The 15,034-nt window shown below is 65.3% G+C and carries 13 protein-coding genes; 7 read left to right on the top strand and 6 right to left on the bottom strand.

The genetic code is table 11. The annotated features are described in order from the left end of the window. Window positions 1-128 precede the first annotated feature (128 nt). From ABZX86_RS26245 to ABZX86_RS26235, 3 genes are all read left to right on the top strand, one after another. Window positions 129-1,760 carry an ABC-F family ATP-binding cassette domain-containing protein gene (locus ABZX86_RS26245; protein WP_327146273.1) on the top strand — a complete coding sequence of 544 codons (1,632 nt, stop codon included), beginning with the start codon at window positions 129-131 and terminating at the stop codon, window positions 1,758-1,760. 124 nt (window positions 1,761-1,884) lie between these two features. After that, on the top strand, window positions 1,885-3,648 hold the full coding sequence (locus ABZX86_RS26240) for an AAA family ATPase (protein WP_355127313.1): 1,764 nt from the start codon (window positions 1,885-1,887) through the stop codon (window positions 3,646-3,648). Between the two features lie 183 nt (window positions 3,649-3,831). Beyond that, window positions 3,832-4,086: a helix-turn-helix domain-containing protein gene (locus tag ABZX86_RS26235; RefSeq protein ID WP_327146274.1), complete on the top strand. Its 255-nt coding sequence runs from the start codon at window positions 3,832-3,834 to the stop codon at window positions 4,084-4,086. A 114-nt stretch (window positions 4,087-4,200) separates the two neighbouring features. Here ABZX86_RS26235 and ABZX86_RS26230 read toward each other — a convergent pair whose 3' ends face one another. The 4 genes from ABZX86_RS26230 to ABZX86_RS26215 all read right to left on the bottom strand — a co-directional run bounded on the left by ABZX86_RS26230 (window position 4,201) and on the right by ABZX86_RS26215 (window position 6,848). Then, window positions 4,201-5,160, bottom strand: a complete 960-nt coding sequence (locus tag ABZX86_RS26230) for a hypothetical protein (protein ID WP_327146275.1) — start codon at window positions 5,158-5,160, stop codon at window positions 4,201-4,203. A gap of 11 nt (window positions 5,161-5,171) precedes the next feature. Continuing rightward, complete coding sequence (locus ABZX86_RS26225) at window positions 5,172-5,534, bottom strand: hypothetical protein (protein WP_327146276.1); 363 nt, start codon at window positions 5,532-5,534, stop codon at window positions 5,172-5,174. A gap of 269 nt (window positions 5,535-5,803) precedes the next feature. Continuing rightward, window positions 5,804-6,220 (bottom strand): acyl-CoA thioesterase, encoded by a 417-nt coding sequence (locus ABZX86_RS26220; RefSeq protein ID WP_355127312.1) that lies wholly within the window; start codon window positions 6,218-6,220, stop codon window positions 5,804-5,806. Window positions 6,221-6,350: 130 nt separating this feature from the next. Further along, window positions 6,351-6,848 (bottom strand): cupin domain-containing protein, encoded by a 498-nt coding sequence (locus tag ABZX86_RS26215; RefSeq protein ID WP_355127311.1) that lies wholly within the window; start codon window positions 6,846-6,848, stop codon window positions 6,351-6,353. A 72-nt stretch (window positions 6,849-6,920) separates the two neighbouring features. Between ABZX86_RS26215 and ABZX86_RS26210 the strand changes: the two genes are divergently transcribed. Next, window positions 6,921-7,424 (top strand): MarR family transcriptional regulator, encoded by a 504-nt coding sequence (locus tag ABZX86_RS26210; protein WP_355127310.1) that lies wholly within the window; start codon window positions 6,921-6,923, stop codon window positions 7,422-7,424. Between the two features lie 5 nt (window positions 7,425-7,429). Here the strand turns inward: ABZX86_RS26210 and ABZX86_RS26205 are convergent, their stop codons facing one another. Both ABZX86_RS26205 and ABZX86_RS26200 read right to left on the bottom strand, forming a co-directional pair. Continuing rightward, complete coding sequence (locus ABZX86_RS26205) at window positions 7,430-7,996, bottom strand: helix-turn-helix domain-containing protein (RefSeq protein WP_355127309.1); 567 nt, start codon at window positions 7,994-7,996, stop codon at window positions 7,430-7,432. A gap of 183 nt (window positions 7,997-8,179) precedes the next feature. Then, window positions 8,180-10,996, bottom strand: coding sequence for an aconitate hydratase (locus ABZX86_RS26200; RefSeq protein ID WP_355127308.1), 2,817 nt, complete (start codon window positions 10,994-10,996; stop codon window positions 8,180-8,182). Between the two features lie 246 nt (window positions 10,997-11,242). Here ABZX86_RS26200 and ABZX86_RS26195 point away from each other — a divergent pair, with 246 nt between their 5' ends. From ABZX86_RS26195 to ABZX86_RS26185, 3 genes are all read left to right on the top strand, one after another. Next, entirely contained in the window at window positions 11,243-11,797 is a 555-nt protein-coding gene (locus ABZX86_RS26195; RefSeq protein WP_355127307.1) for a DUF6676 family protein, read from the top strand. Between the two features lie 444 nt (window positions 11,798-12,241). Beyond that, complete coding sequence (locus ABZX86_RS26190; protein ID WP_355127306.1) at window positions 12,242-13,558, top strand: NlpC/P60 family protein; 1,317 nt, start codon at window positions 12,242-12,244, stop codon at window positions 13,556-13,558. A gap of 175 nt (window positions 13,559-13,733) precedes the next feature. Beyond that, the coding region (locus tag ABZX86_RS26185) for a (Fe-S)-binding protein (protein ID WP_355127305.1) at window positions 13,734-15,034 on the top strand (1,301 nt) is incomplete at its 3' end.

Here is a 15,034-nt window from a genome sequence, read left to right as displayed (position 1 = left end):
GACGCATCGTACCGGCCCCTGACCTTTTGGTATGCCGTTCATGAGATAAAATCGGGTTTTCTTGTGTGTCGTGACGGCCCACAATCGAGCAGTTATCCGCCAGCACATCACCGCACGAGGAGACACTTGTGATCACCGCGACCGACCTGGAGGTCCGGGCCGGAGTCCGCACCCTGCTGACAGTGCCCGGCTCGGCACTGCGGGTGCAGGCCGGTGACCGGATCGGACTGGTCGGCCGCAACGGCGCCGGGAAGACGACCACGCTGCGCATTCTGGCGGGCGAGGGCGAGCCGTACGCCGGCAAGATCATTCGTTCCGGCGAGGTCGGCTACCTGCCGCAGGACCCCCGTGAGGGTGATCTCGATGTGCTCGGCCGGGACCGGGTGCTCTCGGCCCGCGGCCTGGACAAGATCCTGCGCGATATGGAAAAGCAGCAGGTGCTCATGGCCGAAGTGGTCGATGAGGCCGAGCGGGACAAGGCGATCCGCAAATACGGTCAGCTCGAGGACCGCTTCTCCTCGCTCGGCGGTTATGTCGCCGAGAGCGAAGCGGCACGCATCTGCAGCAACCTCGGCCTGCCCGACCGGGTGATGCAACAGCCGCTGCGGACGCTCTCGGGTGGTCAGCGCCGTCGTATCGAATTGGCGCGCATCCTGTTCGCCGCCTCGGACGGCAGCGGCGGCAAATCCAACACCACCCTGCTGCTGGACGAGCCCACCAACCACCTCGACGCCGATTCCATCACCTGGCTGCGCGGCTTCCTGCAGGGCCACGACGGCGGCCTCATCGTCATCTCCCACGATGTGGATCTGCTGGCCGATGTGGTCAACAAGGTCTGGTTCCTCGACGCCGTGCGCGCCGAGGCCGATATGTACAACATGAGCTGGAAGAAGTACCTCGACGCCCGCGCCACCGATGAGCAGCGCCGCCGCCGCGAGCGCGCGAACGCGGAGAAGAAGGCGTCCGCGCTCAAGCAGCAGGCCGCCAAGCTCGGCGCCAAGGCCACCAAAGCCGCTGCGGCACACCAGATGATCAAGCGCGCCGAGCGCATGCTGAACGAGGCCGATGAGGTGCGCGTGGCCGACAAGGTGGCGCGCATCAAGTTCCCGACTCCTGCCACCTGTGGCAAGACGCCGCTGATGGCCGAGAACCTGACCAAGATGTACGGCTCGCTGGAGATCTTCGCGGGCGTCGATCTGGCCATCGACAAGGGCAGCCGCGTGGTGGTGCTGGGCCTCAACGGCGCCGGTAAGACCACGCTGTTGCGCATGCTGGCCGGCGTCGAACAGCCCACCGCCGGTGAGCTGGTGCCCGGATACGGTTTGCAGGTCGGCTATTTCGCGCAGGAGCACGACACCCTCGACGATCACGCGAGCGTCTGGGAGAACATCCGGCACGCGGCCCCCGATGCGGGAGAACAGGATCTGCGCGGCCTGCTGGGCGCGTTCATGTTCACCGGTCCGCAGCTGGATCAGCTCGCCGGCACGCTGTCCGGCGGTGAGAAGACCCGTCTCGCACTGGCCGGTCTGGTCTCCTCCGCCGCGAATGTCCTTCTGCTGGACGAGCCTACGAACAACCTCGATCCGATCTCCCGCGAGCAGGTCCTCGACGCGCTGCGCAGTTACGCCGGTGCGGTTGTGCTGGTCACGCACGATTCGGGCGCTGCCGAGGCGCTGAATCCGGAGCGCGTCATCATGCTCCCGGACGGCACCGAGGACCACTGGTCCCAGGACTATCTGGAACTCATTCAGCTGGCGTGATCGCCGTCGGCTCCGCCTCGTGTCCGGCGGTGCCGGTCGGCGCCATCATCGAGTCGGCACCCTTCAGCCCGAAATCATCGGCTGCGAAGCGATTCTGAATATCCGCATGTAGAATCGTTTTTCGGTGTCCGGAGGGGTGAAGGAGGCGGCACCGCAGATGCCGGTCGACTGGGCCGCTGCCAAGCGGTGCGAGAGTTTGTGGCTGCAGGGTGTGTCCTCACTGCGGCGGGGCGATCTCGACGCTGCGGCCCAGGCATTTCAGGCCGCCACAGTTCAGGATCCGACAGCCGCGGACGCGTGGTTGGGGCTGCACGCGACCGGACACGGCGGCGACCGGTCCGTCGAGGCGATGGCACGCCAGGTGGCCAGCTTCGGTGAGCTTCGCACGAGGCTGCACACCCCACTCGAGTCGCGGTTCATGATCGGCGAGTACGCCGATTTCCGGTTGGAGTCGCCACACGATCTCTGGCTGGCGGGTATGGCTTCGATGCTGGCCGGCGGGCAGGTGGAGCAGGCCTGGGCCGCGCTGGCACAGGCTCGGCTCGATAGGGAGGAAACTCGCTTCCTGGTCGGGCGATGTGCACTGCTGAGGAAGGATTGGTCGACAGTTCTCGTTGTCGCCGAACCTATTCGCGACCGCTTCCTGCGTGAGGAATCACAGCTGTGGGTGGCGGTTGCGCTGATCAATCGGAAGGTCTTCGGCGAGGCACTGGAGGTGCTCCGGCCGTTGCCGGTGCTGCTCGGTGCGCATCGGAAGTTCCTGGGGGAACTAGCCTTTCTGCGGGGTCTCGCACGCGATGGGCTCGGCGATTCGAGCGGGGCGCTCGCGCTGTTCGAGAAGGCATACCGCTACTTTCCCGAGCATTCGATCATTGCCGCACGAGTGAACATCGAAGTGCCATCGGAGAATACCGAGCTCGCGCAGCCGGAACCCGAGGTCGTACGGCCGGAGCCCGACGCCGTGGCCCGTACCCCGTTCCCGAGTGTGTCCACCCGTCGCGCACCCGGAGCGCAGCGCGATTTCGATGATGCGATGGAGCAACTGGACAATCTGATCGGGCTGCAACCGGTGAAGGACCAGGTCCGAATGCTGTCGGCACAACTGCGTATGGCGGCGTTGCGGCGAAGCCGGGGGCTTTCGACAGCCCCGATGCTGCAGCACTTCGTGTTCACGGGACCGCCCGGAACCGGTAAGACGACGGTTGCCCGCATTGTCGGGAAGCTCCTTCACGGCTTGGGGCTGCTGGCCGAGGGGCATGTGGTGGAAGCTCAGCGGGTCGATCTCGTCGGCCGGCACCTCGGCGAGACCGCGATCAAGACGACCCAGGTGATCGACTCGGCTCTTGATGGCGTGCTGTTCATCGACGAGGCCTACTCGCTGCAGAATTCGGGCTATGTCGACGGCAAGGACGCATACGGGCAGGAGGCGTTACAGGTGCTGCTCAAGCGGGCCGAAGACGATCGCGACCGCCTGGTTGTCGTGCTGGCGGGATATCCCGATGAGATCGCCGAACTGCTGTCGTCCAACCCAGGGCTGGCGTCGAGATTCAGTACGCGCGTGGAGTTTCCGTCCTACTCGGCCGCTGATCTCGTCGCCATCACCCACACCTTCCTGGCGGCGCAGATGGATACGCTGGACTCGCCCGCCGAATCGGCCCTGCGAGCGTGCTGTCAGGATGCGGTCGGCCAGGATCTCATCGACTCGCTCGGTAATGGCCGCTTCGCGCGGGAACTGTCCCGCAAGGCCGCCGCCGTGCGCGATCTGCGACTTGCGGACAAGTACGGCGACACCGGCGAGCCGACGGCAGCGGAGATGGTGACCGTCGGTGCCGACGATGTGACCTCGGCATACCTGGAGCTGCTACGGGCGGTATCGAGTACGCCGTAGCGAACCGGCAGGTCTCGGTAACTTGAACTGGCAGTGGAAAACTGGCAGCGGAAGTGGGGGTTTGTGTCGCCTTCTCACGGTCCGGGTGTCACAGTTCGTGATACCGATCACACGATTTCGTTGATCACCGCCCTCCGAGTCTCTAACCTTGAATGAGGCGCCCACGGCGACTCGGAGGAAGTCATGAGTGACAGGCCCGCACAGGGTAAAGCCGTATTGGGAAAAGGCACACGCGTGACGGGAAAGTCGCGAGATCGCCTGCAATCCCAGCTCAAGAAGCAGTACGAGAGCGGTGCGAGTATCCGCTCACTGGCCCGGGAGACCGGGCGATCGTACGGCTTCATCCACAACGTGCTGGTGGAGTCGCATGTGCAACTCCGCAGCCGTGGTGGTGCCAACCGCCGCAAGGCAGCAAAGGTCAAAGCAAGTAGTAGCTGATAGCGACATCGGCAAGCGGTCGAGGGGCGAAAACCGTTCGACCGCTTGCGATATCGCGCGCTGATCCGGGGCGGCGTTCAGCCGTGCACGATACCGAAGCTCAGGTATCCACGCTCAGGTGTTGACGGTGCCGTCGCCGAGGACCAGCAGATTCGCCAGACTCTCGAAGATCGGCAGCCCGGTCTTGATTTCGAGATACGCGAACTGGCCCTGGGGGTTCACCTCCAGGAACCAGAACTCGCCGTCGAGGCCGACCCGCAGGTCGAGCACGCCGAAAGCCAGTCCCAGCGCGCCCATCAGGGTGGTCAGCGACTTGCTCACCGAGGCGGGCAGCCGATCCGCGGTGAAGTCCACCGACGTGTCCAGACGCGAATCGACCCGTCCCACACCGGATTGCGAGTCGATGCGCACCACCCACTCCATACCGTCCACCCACACGATGCGCAGATCGCATTCGGCGTGGATGTAGTCCTGGAAGATGGTGGGGGAGTTGCGGATCGTCTCCAGCCGCGCGAGATCGGCTGCGGTGACTATGCGTGTCTCGGTGAAGGCCCCGCGGCCGGTGCCGGCGCGCTTGTAGACCACCGGACCGGGCCGCGAATCGATGAACGAGCGCGCTTCGTCCACATCATTGGTGATGAGTGTTTCCGGCACCGCGAAACCGGCGCGATAGGCCGTCTCCAATTGCACGAGTTTACGATTCGCGGTGCGATCGGCGCCCGGATCATTGACCCACAGGGCGGGGATGGACCACAGCAGACCTTGGAGGAACCCGTCGCATTCGGCCTGGCGATAGTCGTCGTCCTCGCCGCGGGCGCTGCCCGGAACCAGGCACGGCTGCGGCCGTCGCCACCAGACCGAGGAGGCGTCGTCGAGCCCCAGAATATGGGAGAGGCTGCGCGAGGTGCCGTCGCGGCTGACGCGGAAAGTGCCGTTCTCACGCGGGAAGTCGCGCATATCGAGCCGAATCGGACTGAGCCCGTGATGTTTCCGCAGTGTGGCGGCGAGTGCATCGCCGTGAAGGTCGTCGGCTTCGGTGACAATGAGTACCGAACCCGTTGTACGGGCGGCCATATCGGGGCCTATCAGTCGAGACTGTCGCAGGCCACGCCGTCGTCACTGCCATTGAGCGACCGGGTCTGGCAGCAAGTCATGGTGGCGCCGCCGACACCCGGCCCGGCGGTGAGTTCCAGGCCGCGGGCCCAGGCCTCGGTGAGCTCGCGGAGCTCGTCGTCACCGCGGGTGGGGGAGTAGGCGAGCGGGAGGGTCGGCGGGCGTTCGGTGAGTTCGATGCGCCGGCGCTGGGTGAAATCGGCTGTGGCGCCGTTGCGTACCCGCACCAGTACCGGGCGTCCCTCGCAAATTCCCTGTGCTGCCGCAACTTCCCAGTCGGTCAGATCGAGAACGTCGGTCCGCCGGAAGGTCCACATGCCGTCTGTGACGCGCACGCTGATGTGCCTATCGGTGGATGCTACGAGATAGCCAGATAGCGGTGGCGCGGTGGCGTCTATAGGGGGAGACGCGAGGTGATGGAGGGCGCCGGTCATGCTTAACTCCGATCTGCTCGGGATTTGCTGCGGGGCCGAGCTCGATCTGAATCATATCCCGCAAGGCCGCTCGTTCGGTTCGCAACGAAAGATTTCCGCCACCCTGGCAAACCTTGCCGGGGCGACGGAAACCGCTCGGCCTGAGAGTTTTTCGCTACGCGCCGCGCGAACTAGAGCCCGAGCAGTTCGGGCGTTTCGGAGATCTCACGCAATCGCTCGGCCGGATCCGAAACGAGCTTGCGGGCTTTCAGATCCAGAATGCCGCCGACCGCATTCACCTCGGCGGACAGTGTCCCGTCCAGCTTCCGGATCTCCTGGTGCATCCGATAGGTCTTACCCCCGCCCCATACGAATTCGCAGCTCACCGTGACTATGTCACTGATGTGCAGCTCGCGCAGGTACTTGATGGTGTTCTCCAGCACCACCGGTCCGATGCCCGACCCCATCAGCTTGTCCTCCTGTACCCCGCACGATCGCAGCAGCTCCCACCGCGCATGCTCCGCGTACTGCAGATAGACGGCCTGGTTCAGGTGGCCGTTGACATCGAGCTCATAGCCGCGAACGGTGACAGGAACGGAGAAAACCATAAAACCTACAACCAGAGCATTTTCCGGAGGATTCCGGAAATTCAGTGGTCTGCGGCACATTCCGGCGATTGCCGGGCTACCCGCGGATAGCACCGGCGTGGACGCATAGCCGCAGGTTGGCGCGTAATGCTCAGCGGCGGTTGGCGTTGCGCTCGGCCCACCAGTCCGGGCGATCGATGAAGTGGTTGTCGAACTCCTCCTGGGAATCGAGGAGGTCCTGGTAGGTCGATTCGCCCTTGGCGATGCGATCGAGCAGCCGGAAGTATTCGAAGCGCTCGACGCCCGGCATGAGGGCGATCAGGATGCGCGCCGAGCTGTCGGGGCTGGCGCCGAAGGCGTGCGGCATGAGCTTGGGCACGATGACCGACCCGCCGGCGCCGACGGTGACGAAGCGATCCCCGGCCAGTAGCTGCAGTTCGCCGTCCGCCACGTAGAAGAGCTCATCGGATTTGGTGTGGAAGTGCGGGGTGGCCCCGTCGGCGCCCCGGGACATGGTGACCTCGAGGGTGCTGGCCGATCCACCGGCGTCATTGGAGTCGATGAGTAGTCGTACGTGGGTGCTTTCGGTGCCGAGGGTTTCGGCGTCGTGCGGCAGGCGGATGGCGGCCTCGCGGGTGGTGGCGTTCATGGCGGTCTCCCAAGTAGTTCGATGAGTTATAGTTCGCTATCGAACTATATAGGAGCGAATAGAATGTTGTCCATGGGTGCGAAGAAGGTTGACGCGGTGGATCTCATCGAGACGCAGTGGCATCGGGAGCGGCCGGATCTGGATCTGGAGGCCATGGCCATCATCGGCCGCCTGGGCCGGCTCTCACTGGTGGCCGGGCGGCAGATCGAATCGGTGTTCGCCGCGCACGGATTGCAGCGCGGGGAGTTCGATGTGGTTGCGGCACTGCGGCGTTCGGGGGAGCCCTATGAGCTCAATCCCTCCGTGCTCGCCGATACGCTCATGCTCTCGCGAGCCGGCATGACCGGCCGCCTGGACCGGCTGGAACAGGCCGGACTGGTGCGGCGCATCGCCGATGCGGGCGACCGGCGCGCGGTGCGGGTGGCCCTGACCGACCGCGGCCTGCAACTCATCGATCTGGTCATCACCGAACACGTCGAGAACGAAACCCGCATCCTCTCAGTGCTTTCCGCGAAGGACCGCATGGACTTGGACCGGATCACCCGGCTACTGCTCGCGGACCTCGAACAGGAGTAGCGCGCTCAATTCTTGCGGCGCACTGAGGCTTCCACGAGATCGAGTACCGCGGAGAGATTGTCGTTGGCGTGGCCGGAGGCGATGCGGGCGATGAGGCCGTCGAGGATCAGGTCCAGGTAGCCGAGCAATACGGTGGTGGGGACGTCGTCACGCAGGGCGCCTTCGGCCTTGCGGCGTTCCAGGCGGGCCACGGTGGCGGCGGTGAGCTCCTCGGAGCGTTCCTCCCAGTTGGCGCGGAATTCGGGATCGTTGCGCAGGCGGCGGGCGATCTCCAAACGTGTTCCGAGCCAATCGAAGTCCTCGGGGCGCGCGAGCATATCGCGCATGACCTGGACCAGACCCTGGGTGGCGGCCACTTCGGCCATGCGGGCCGCGTCCTCGTGCGCGAGCGCCAGGAACAGCGCGTCCTTGTCACGGAAGTGGTGGAAGATGGCGCCCCGCGACAGACCCGTGGTTTCTTCCAGGCGACGCACGGTGGCGCCCTCGTAGCCGTATTCGGCGAAGCAGCTGCGTGCTCCGTCGAGAATCTGGCTGCGACGAGCGGCGAGGTGGTCGTCACTGACCTTGGGCATGGACTCCTCCGAAACGGGGTGTGCGGGACGTCCCCACCGATCATGGACCGGTGCGGACGTCCCGCACTAGCGACGAGCGAAGCGATCCGGCTGGACCGCGTTACCGGCGACGGCGCGAAACCGTTGCCTGCCACCATAACTCGGCCGGGAAACAGCCCTTCCCGGCCGAGCCTTCGAGCAGTTCTAGCCGCGAATCATATTGCGCAGCACGTACTGCAGGATGCCACCGTTGCGGTAGTAGTCGGCCTCACCGGGGGTGTCGATGCGGACGACCGCGTCGAATTCCACCTTCGTGCCGTCGGTCTTGGTGGCGGTCACCTTCATGGTCTTCGGAGTCACACCCTCGTTCAGCTTGGTGATTCCGGCGATGTCGAAGGTTTCGGTGCCGTCCAGCTTCAGCGACGCGGCGGACTCGCCGGCCGGGAACTGCAGCGGGACAACGCCCATACCGATGAGGTTGGAGCGGTGGATGCGCTCGAACGACTCGGTGATGACGGCTTTGACGCCCAGCAGGCTGGTGCCCTTGGCGGCCCAGTCACGCGAGGAACCCGAGCCGTACTCCTTGCCGCCCAGCACGACCAGCGGGATGCCCGCGGCCTGGTAGTTCTGCGAGGCGTCGTAGATGAACGCCTGCGGAGCGCCTTCCTGGGTGAAGTCGCGGGTGTAACCACCCGAGACGTCGTCCAGGAGCTGGTTGCGCAGCCGGATGTTCGCGAAGGTGCCGCGAATCATGACCTCGTGGTTACCGCGACGCGAGCCGTAGGAGTTGTAGTCCTTGCGCTCGACGCCGTGGCCCTCGAGGTACTGCGCGGCCGGGGTGCCCGGCTTGATATTGCCGGCCGGGGAGATGTGGTCGGTGGTGACCGAATCGCCCAGGTAGGCAAGGACACGCGCGCCCTTGATATCGGTGACGGGAGCCGGGGTCGACGGCATACCGTCGAAGTAGGGAGGCTTCCGGACGTAGGTGGACTTGGGATCCCACTCGAAGGTCTTGCCCTCCGGGGTCTCCAGTCCGCGCCAGCGCTCGTCGCCCTTGAAGACATCGGCGTAGGACTTGATGAACATGTCCTGGTTGATCGAGCTGGCGATGGTCGCCTCGATCTCCTTCGAGGACGGCCAGATGTCCTTCAGGAACACGTCGTTGCCGGCGGTGTCCTGACCCAGGGGGTCGGTCTCGAAGTCGAAGTCCATGGTGCCCGCGAGCGCGTACGCGATGACCAGCGGCGGGGAGGCCAGGTAGTTCATCTTCACGTCGGGGGAGATACGGCCTTCGAAGTTACGGTTGCCCGAGAGCACCGCGGTGACCGACAGGTCGTTCTCGTTGATGGCCTTGGACACCGCGTCCGGCAGCGGGCCGGTGTTGCCGATGCAGGTGGCACAGCCGTAACCGACCAGGAAGAAGCCCAGCTTCTCCAGGTACGGCCACAGGCCCGCCTTCTCGTAGTAGTCGTTCACGACCTGCGAACCCGGGGCCATGGAGGTCTTCACCCACGGCTTGGAGGTCAGGCCCTTGTCGACGGCGTTGCGCGCGAGCAGCGCGGCGCCGAGCATGACCGACGGGTTGGAGGTGTTGGTGCAGGAGGTGATCGAGGCGACCACGACCGCGCCGTGATCGAGCACGAAGTCGCCGTACTCCTCCGAGGAAACCTTGACCGGCTTGCTCGGGCGGCCGACGGCGCCGTTCGCGGCCGAGGGGATCAGCACCGAATCATCGTCGGCGAAGGACAGCACCGCGGGATCGGAAGCCGGGAAGGACTCCTCGATGGCCTCGTCCAGGTGCGTGTGCGGGGTGACGGCGGCGGGGCCGGACTCCGCATCGTTGGTGTAGTTGTGGATGTCCTTGCGGAACGCGGTCTTGCTGTCCGACAGCAGGATTCGGTCCTGCGGGCGCTTCGGGCCGGCAATGGACGGGACCACGTCGCCGAGGTCCAGCGTCAGGTACTCCGAGTACGCGGACTCGTTCTCGGCGTCGTGCCACATGCCCTGTTCCTTGGCGTACGCCTCGACGAGCGCGAGCTGCTCCTCGGTGCGGCCGGTCAGGCGCAGGTACTCGACGGTGACCTCATCGATCGGGAAGATCGCTGCGGTGGAACCGAATTCGGGGCTCATATTGCCCAGGGTCGCGCGGTTCGCCAGCGGCACCTCCGCGACGCCCTTGCCGTAGAACTCGACGAACTTGCCGACCACACCGTGCTTGCGCAGCATGTCGGTGACGGTGAGCACCACGTCGGTGGCGGTGACGCCCGGCTTGATCTCACCGGTCAGCTTGAAGCCGACAACGCGCGGGATCAGCATGGAGACGGGCTGGCCCAGCATGGCCGCCTCGGCCTCGATGCCGCCGACGCCCCAGCCCAGCACGCCCAGGCCGTTGACCATGGTGGTGTGCGAGTCGGTGCCGACGCAGGTGTCGGGGTAGGCCTGGCCGTTGCGGACCATGACGGTGCGAGCCAGGTGCTCGATGTTCACCTGGTGCACGATGCCGGTGCCCGGGGGGACGACCTTGAAGTCGTCGAACGCGCCCTGGCCCCAGCGCAGGAACTGGTAGCGCTCACGGTTGCGCGAGTACTCGATATCGACATTGCGCTCGAGCGCGTCGGCCCGGCCGAAGACGTCGATGATGACCGAGTGGTCGATGACCATCTCGGCGGGGGCGAGCGGGTTCACCTTGTCCGGATCGCCGCCGAGGGTGGCGACGGCCTCGCGCATGGTGGCCAGGTCGACGATGCAGGGCACGCCGGTGAAGTCCTGCATGATCACGCGGGCCGGGGTGAACTGGATTTCGGTGTCGGGCTGGGCATTGGGATCCCAGGCCGCGATCGCGCGGATGTGGTCGGCGGTGATGTTCGCGCCGTCCTCGGTGCGGAGGAGGTTCTCCGCGAGAACCTTGAGGGCGTAGGGCAGCTTTTCGGTGCCGGGCACGGCCGAGAGACGGAAGATCTCGTAGGAGTTCTTGCCGACCTCTAGGGTGCTCTTGGCGCCGAAGGAATCGATACTCGTCACTGTCAGCTCCACTCGTCTGTGAATGGGAGGGCCACCGGCGGGGCTGTGCCGATGGCTCGTCGAGGCGCTGGCCTCGTCCGTGCTTCACCCTAACAGTACGCTTGTCCTGTGAGCGCATCGGGGCGTGCCCGAGCGGCCCGGGGAGGTTCTCGCGGTGGCTGCGCGAGCTTCACACGGCGGGACCGCTGCCAGCTTACGGCGTGCCGTGGTGAGGTGATGCGACAAGTAGTCGCGTACTGTGCGTCCGTGACCGTCTCGCACACCTCGGTTTTCGCGCCTATGAAGGCGGAACTGCCGCCGAACACCGACTTGAACGCCATTCTGGTGGACTTGGACGACAATCATGTCGCCGCACCCCAGGGGCGTAGTCAAGACGGCTTGGCCGCCATTGCCGCTGCGGCGCGCGATCAGGGCATCGACCTGAACATCGTTGTGGTGCAGGGCAATCCGGGCATGGAGGCGAACCTGCGCGATCTCGCCACCGAGGTCGGAAAGACCGAGCACGGCACCGTGGTGGTGTTCAGCGACGACTGGGTCGGCACCTACAGCGATACCTTCACCCGCGCCCGCCTGGAGTGGGCCGAGGACAAGTCCAAGTATCGCGGCTCGGACCACACTCAGGATGCGGCCCAGACCTTCGTGAACCGGCTCGAACAGCCCGAGACCGTGTCGTGGACCCTGATCACGCTGATCGCGGTGCTCGCGCTCGCCGCGGTGATCGGCGGGCTGTACGCCGTGAAGGTGCGCCGCGCCGCGGTCGAGTCGGCCGGCTCCGGCCGTCCGCGCACGCCCGTCTCCTGAATCTTTCGCTCATTTCCCGGACCGCAGTCCTCGGCATGCCCGAGCTGCGGTCCGGTCTCGTTCGCTGAGTCTTCGCTGACATCCGGAAGGTTTTCCGGAGGGTCGGCTGCGGCGTCGTGTGGTATCGCCCGAGCAAACAGGCAAATGGCTGGCTACGTCTGAATTGTCTGCGAGTCATTCCCGCGTGGCTGATTCATCCTGTGTCGGAAGTGTCGTACGGTTTCGAAACGACGCTGTTGGGGATGAAGTGTCAGAAGGGCCTCGAGTTTCCGGTGATCCGGATGGTTCGCATGGGGCTTGTGAGTCGCTCCCCGGGGCCAGAACGGGATCCAGGGAGGTGCGATGCGAATACCGGCGAAACGTGCAGGGCGACCGATTCGGATCGCTACCGAGTTGCTGGTAGCGATCACAGTGGTGACTCTGGGGATAGCCACCGGACACGCTGTGCCCCCACCACCCCCCAATCCCAGCGATAGCGATATCGCCCAGGCCGGTGCGGATGTCGACGCCACCGTGGGCCAGGTCGGTGTGCTCATCAATCAGGTGGCGACCGCCGAACAGCAGTTGCAACTGCTCGACGATGCCGTTGCCGCACGCCGCGAAGCCGTCAACAAGGCCCTGGTGGATCTGCAGGTCGCCCGCGATGCCGCCGATACCGCGGCGCACGCCGTGACCAACTGCCAGCGCGACCTCACCGATGCCGGTGTGCAGGTGGGCGACGCGCACAACGAGTTCGACAAATTCGTCTCCCAGGTCTACATGCGACCCGGATCCACCTCGCTCATCAGCTATATGGCCGCCCCGACTCCGGAGGTCGCGCTCGCCCGCGCCCAGGTGCTCACCATCGCGTCCAAGAGTCAGCAGCAGGTGGTGGACGGTCTGCGCCGTGCGCAGGTCGATCAGGCCAACAAGACCTCCGCCGCGAAGCAGGCGCAGCAGGCCGCCGATGCCGCCGCGGCCGACGCCGATGCGAAGAAGGTCGAGGCGCAGGGCGCCGTCGCGGCCGCGAAGACCGAGTTCGACCAGCAGGCCGCGCGCCGCAATGATCTGCAGCAGCAACGTGATTCCGCGCAGCAGCGGCTCGATACGGCCCGCTCACAGGTGGCCGGACTGCAGAGTCAGCGCGATACCTACCTGGCCTGGGATCAGCAGCGCCGCACCGAGGAAGCGCAAGCCCGCGCCGCCGCCGTCGCGGCAGCGGCCCGCGTCGCGGCCGATCGTGCGTCCAATGATCGTGCCGCGGAAACGGGTTCGGGCCGCCGCCCGCACACCCAGCTGAACAGTTCCCCGGCGCCGCCCCGCAGCAGTCAGCCGCCGACCCGTCCCAGCGGAAGCCGCTCGGATCTGGTCGAGATCGTGGTCGACCGCGCCATGTCCCAGCTCGGGGTCGAATACGCCTGGGGCGGTGGTGATGAGGACGGTGCGACCCTCGGCATTCGCGACGGCGGCGTGGCCGACTCCTACGGTGACTACAACAAAACAGGTTTCGACTGCTCGGGCCTGATGATCTACGCCTTCGCCGGCATCGGCGTCTCGCTCCCGCACTACAGCGGCTACCAGTACTCCATGGGTTCCCGTGTGCCCGTGGCGGATCGGGAGCGCGGCGACATGTTGTTCTGGGGTTCCGGCGGTTCCGAACACGTCGCCCTCTACGTCGGCAACGGCAAAATGGTCGAGGCGCCGGAGTCGGGCGAGGTCGTCCGCGTCGCCGCCGTTCGCGAAGGCGGCATCATGCCGTACGCCATCCGCATCATCTCCTGAACTCCCCATCGCCACAACGGAACTGGTCCACACCCGCATCGGCGAGGTGACGGTGAACCGGGCTTTCCCCCGTGTCGATTCAATGATAACTTGACATCAGACACGTAAGTTACTGGGCGGTAACATAACTCCTGCTGCCGCCCCGGAGCGTTCTCGGGACCGGGGGGTCAGCACTATGAGCACAGCGACGATCGCACTGGGGGTCATCGGCGCCCTCGTCACGCTGCTCAGTTGGGGGTCATTTTTCGGCGGGCTGAGCAGGATGATTCGCCTCTTCCGCGCGGGTCAGCCCGACCGGTCGCGGATGCGCCCGTTCCTGCCCCGAGTGAAAACCGTTGCCGTCGAGGTTGTCGCGCATACGCGGATGAACAGGTTCCGGACCGTGGGCTGGGCGCACTGGCTGGTGATGGTCGGATTTCTGCTCGGCATGATCTTCTACTTCGAGTCCTACGGGCAGACCTTCGATCCGGCATTCCACTGGCCGATCATCGGCGATACCTTCGGCTACCGCCTGCTGGAAGAATTTCTCAGCGCCGGCACCATTATCGGGATCGTGGCGCTGATTACCGTCCGCCAGTTGAATCATCCGCGCCGGCCCGAGCGCCTCTCGCGATTCGGCGGATCGAATTTCGCCGCCGCCTATGCCATCGAAATGATCGTGCTGACACACGGTTTCGGTGATGTCCTGGTCAAGGCGGGCAAGATCGCGACCTACGGCGGTGGGCACGTATCGACCGATCCGCTCACCATGCAGGTCGCCCGGTTGCTTCCGGTCAGTCCGCTGCTGATCTCGATCTTCGCGTTCGTCAAAATGCTTGCGGGAGCGGCGTTCCTGTATCTCATCGGCCGCAAACTCACCTGGGGTGTGGCCTGGCACCGGATTGCCGCGTTCGTCAATATCTACTTCAAGCGTGAGGACGACGGGGGAGTCGCGCTCGGGGCGGCCAAACCCATGATGTCCGGTGGCGCGGTCCTGGAGATGGAGACCGCCGATCCCGATGTCGATGTGTTCGGGGTCGGCAAGGTCGAGGACTTCAGCTGGAAAGCGCTGCTGGACTTCACCACCTGCACCGAATGCGGTCGCTGCCAGAGTCAATGCCCGGCATGGAATACCGGAAAGCCGTTGTCTCCCAAGCTGCTCATCATGTCGCTGCGTGACCACACGTATGCCAAGGCGCCCTACCTGCTCGCCGGGGGAGCCGAGGGCAAGCCGAATGAGGTTGCGCTGTCGAAGATTTCGGCGGAGGCGCGGGCGGAGGCGGAGCGGCCGCTGGTCGGTGGTGCGGAGGTCAACGGCATCATCGATCCCGAGGTGTTGTGGTCGTGCACCAGCTGTGGTGCGTGTGTGGAGCAGTGCCCGGTCGATATCGAGCATGTGGATCACATCATCGATATGCGCCGCTACCAGGTGCTGATCGAGTCGGACTTCCCGTCCGAACTCGCGGGCCTGTTCAAAAACCTGGAGAACAAGGGCAA

It is taken from the genome of Nocardia sp. NPDC006630, assembly GCF_040611495.1.
Lineage (GTDB): Bacteria > Actinomycetota > Actinomycetes > Mycobacteriales > Mycobacteriaceae > Nocardia.
Note: the sequence above shows the minus strand (reverse complement) of the source record. Positions and strands in the feature narration are given on the sequence as shown.

Coding starts and splice junctions, on each gene's coding strand:
- ABZX86_RS26210 (WP_355127310.1), top strand. CDS start 6,921: ATGGGTGCGAAGAAGGTTGACGCGGTGGATCTCATCGAGACGCAGTGG.
- ABZX86_RS26205 (WP_355127309.1), bottom strand. CDS start 7,996: ATGCCCAAGGTCAGTGACGACCACCTCGCCGCTCGTCGCAGCCAGATT.
- ABZX86_RS26235 (WP_327146274.1), top strand. CDS start 3,832: ATGAGTGACAGGCCCGCACAGGGTAAAGCCGTATTGGGAAAAGGCACA.
- ABZX86_RS26215 (WP_355127311.1), bottom strand. CDS start 6,848: ATGAACGCCACCACCCGCGAGGCCGCCATCCGCCTGCCGCACGACGCC.
- ABZX86_RS26230 (WP_327146275.1), bottom strand. CDS start 5,160: ATGGCCGCCCGTACAACGGGTTCGGTACTCATTGTCACCGAAGCCGAC.
- ABZX86_RS26220 (WP_355127312.1), bottom strand. CDS start 6,220: ATGGTTTTCTCCGTTCCTGTCACCGTTCGCGGCTATGAGCTCGATGTC.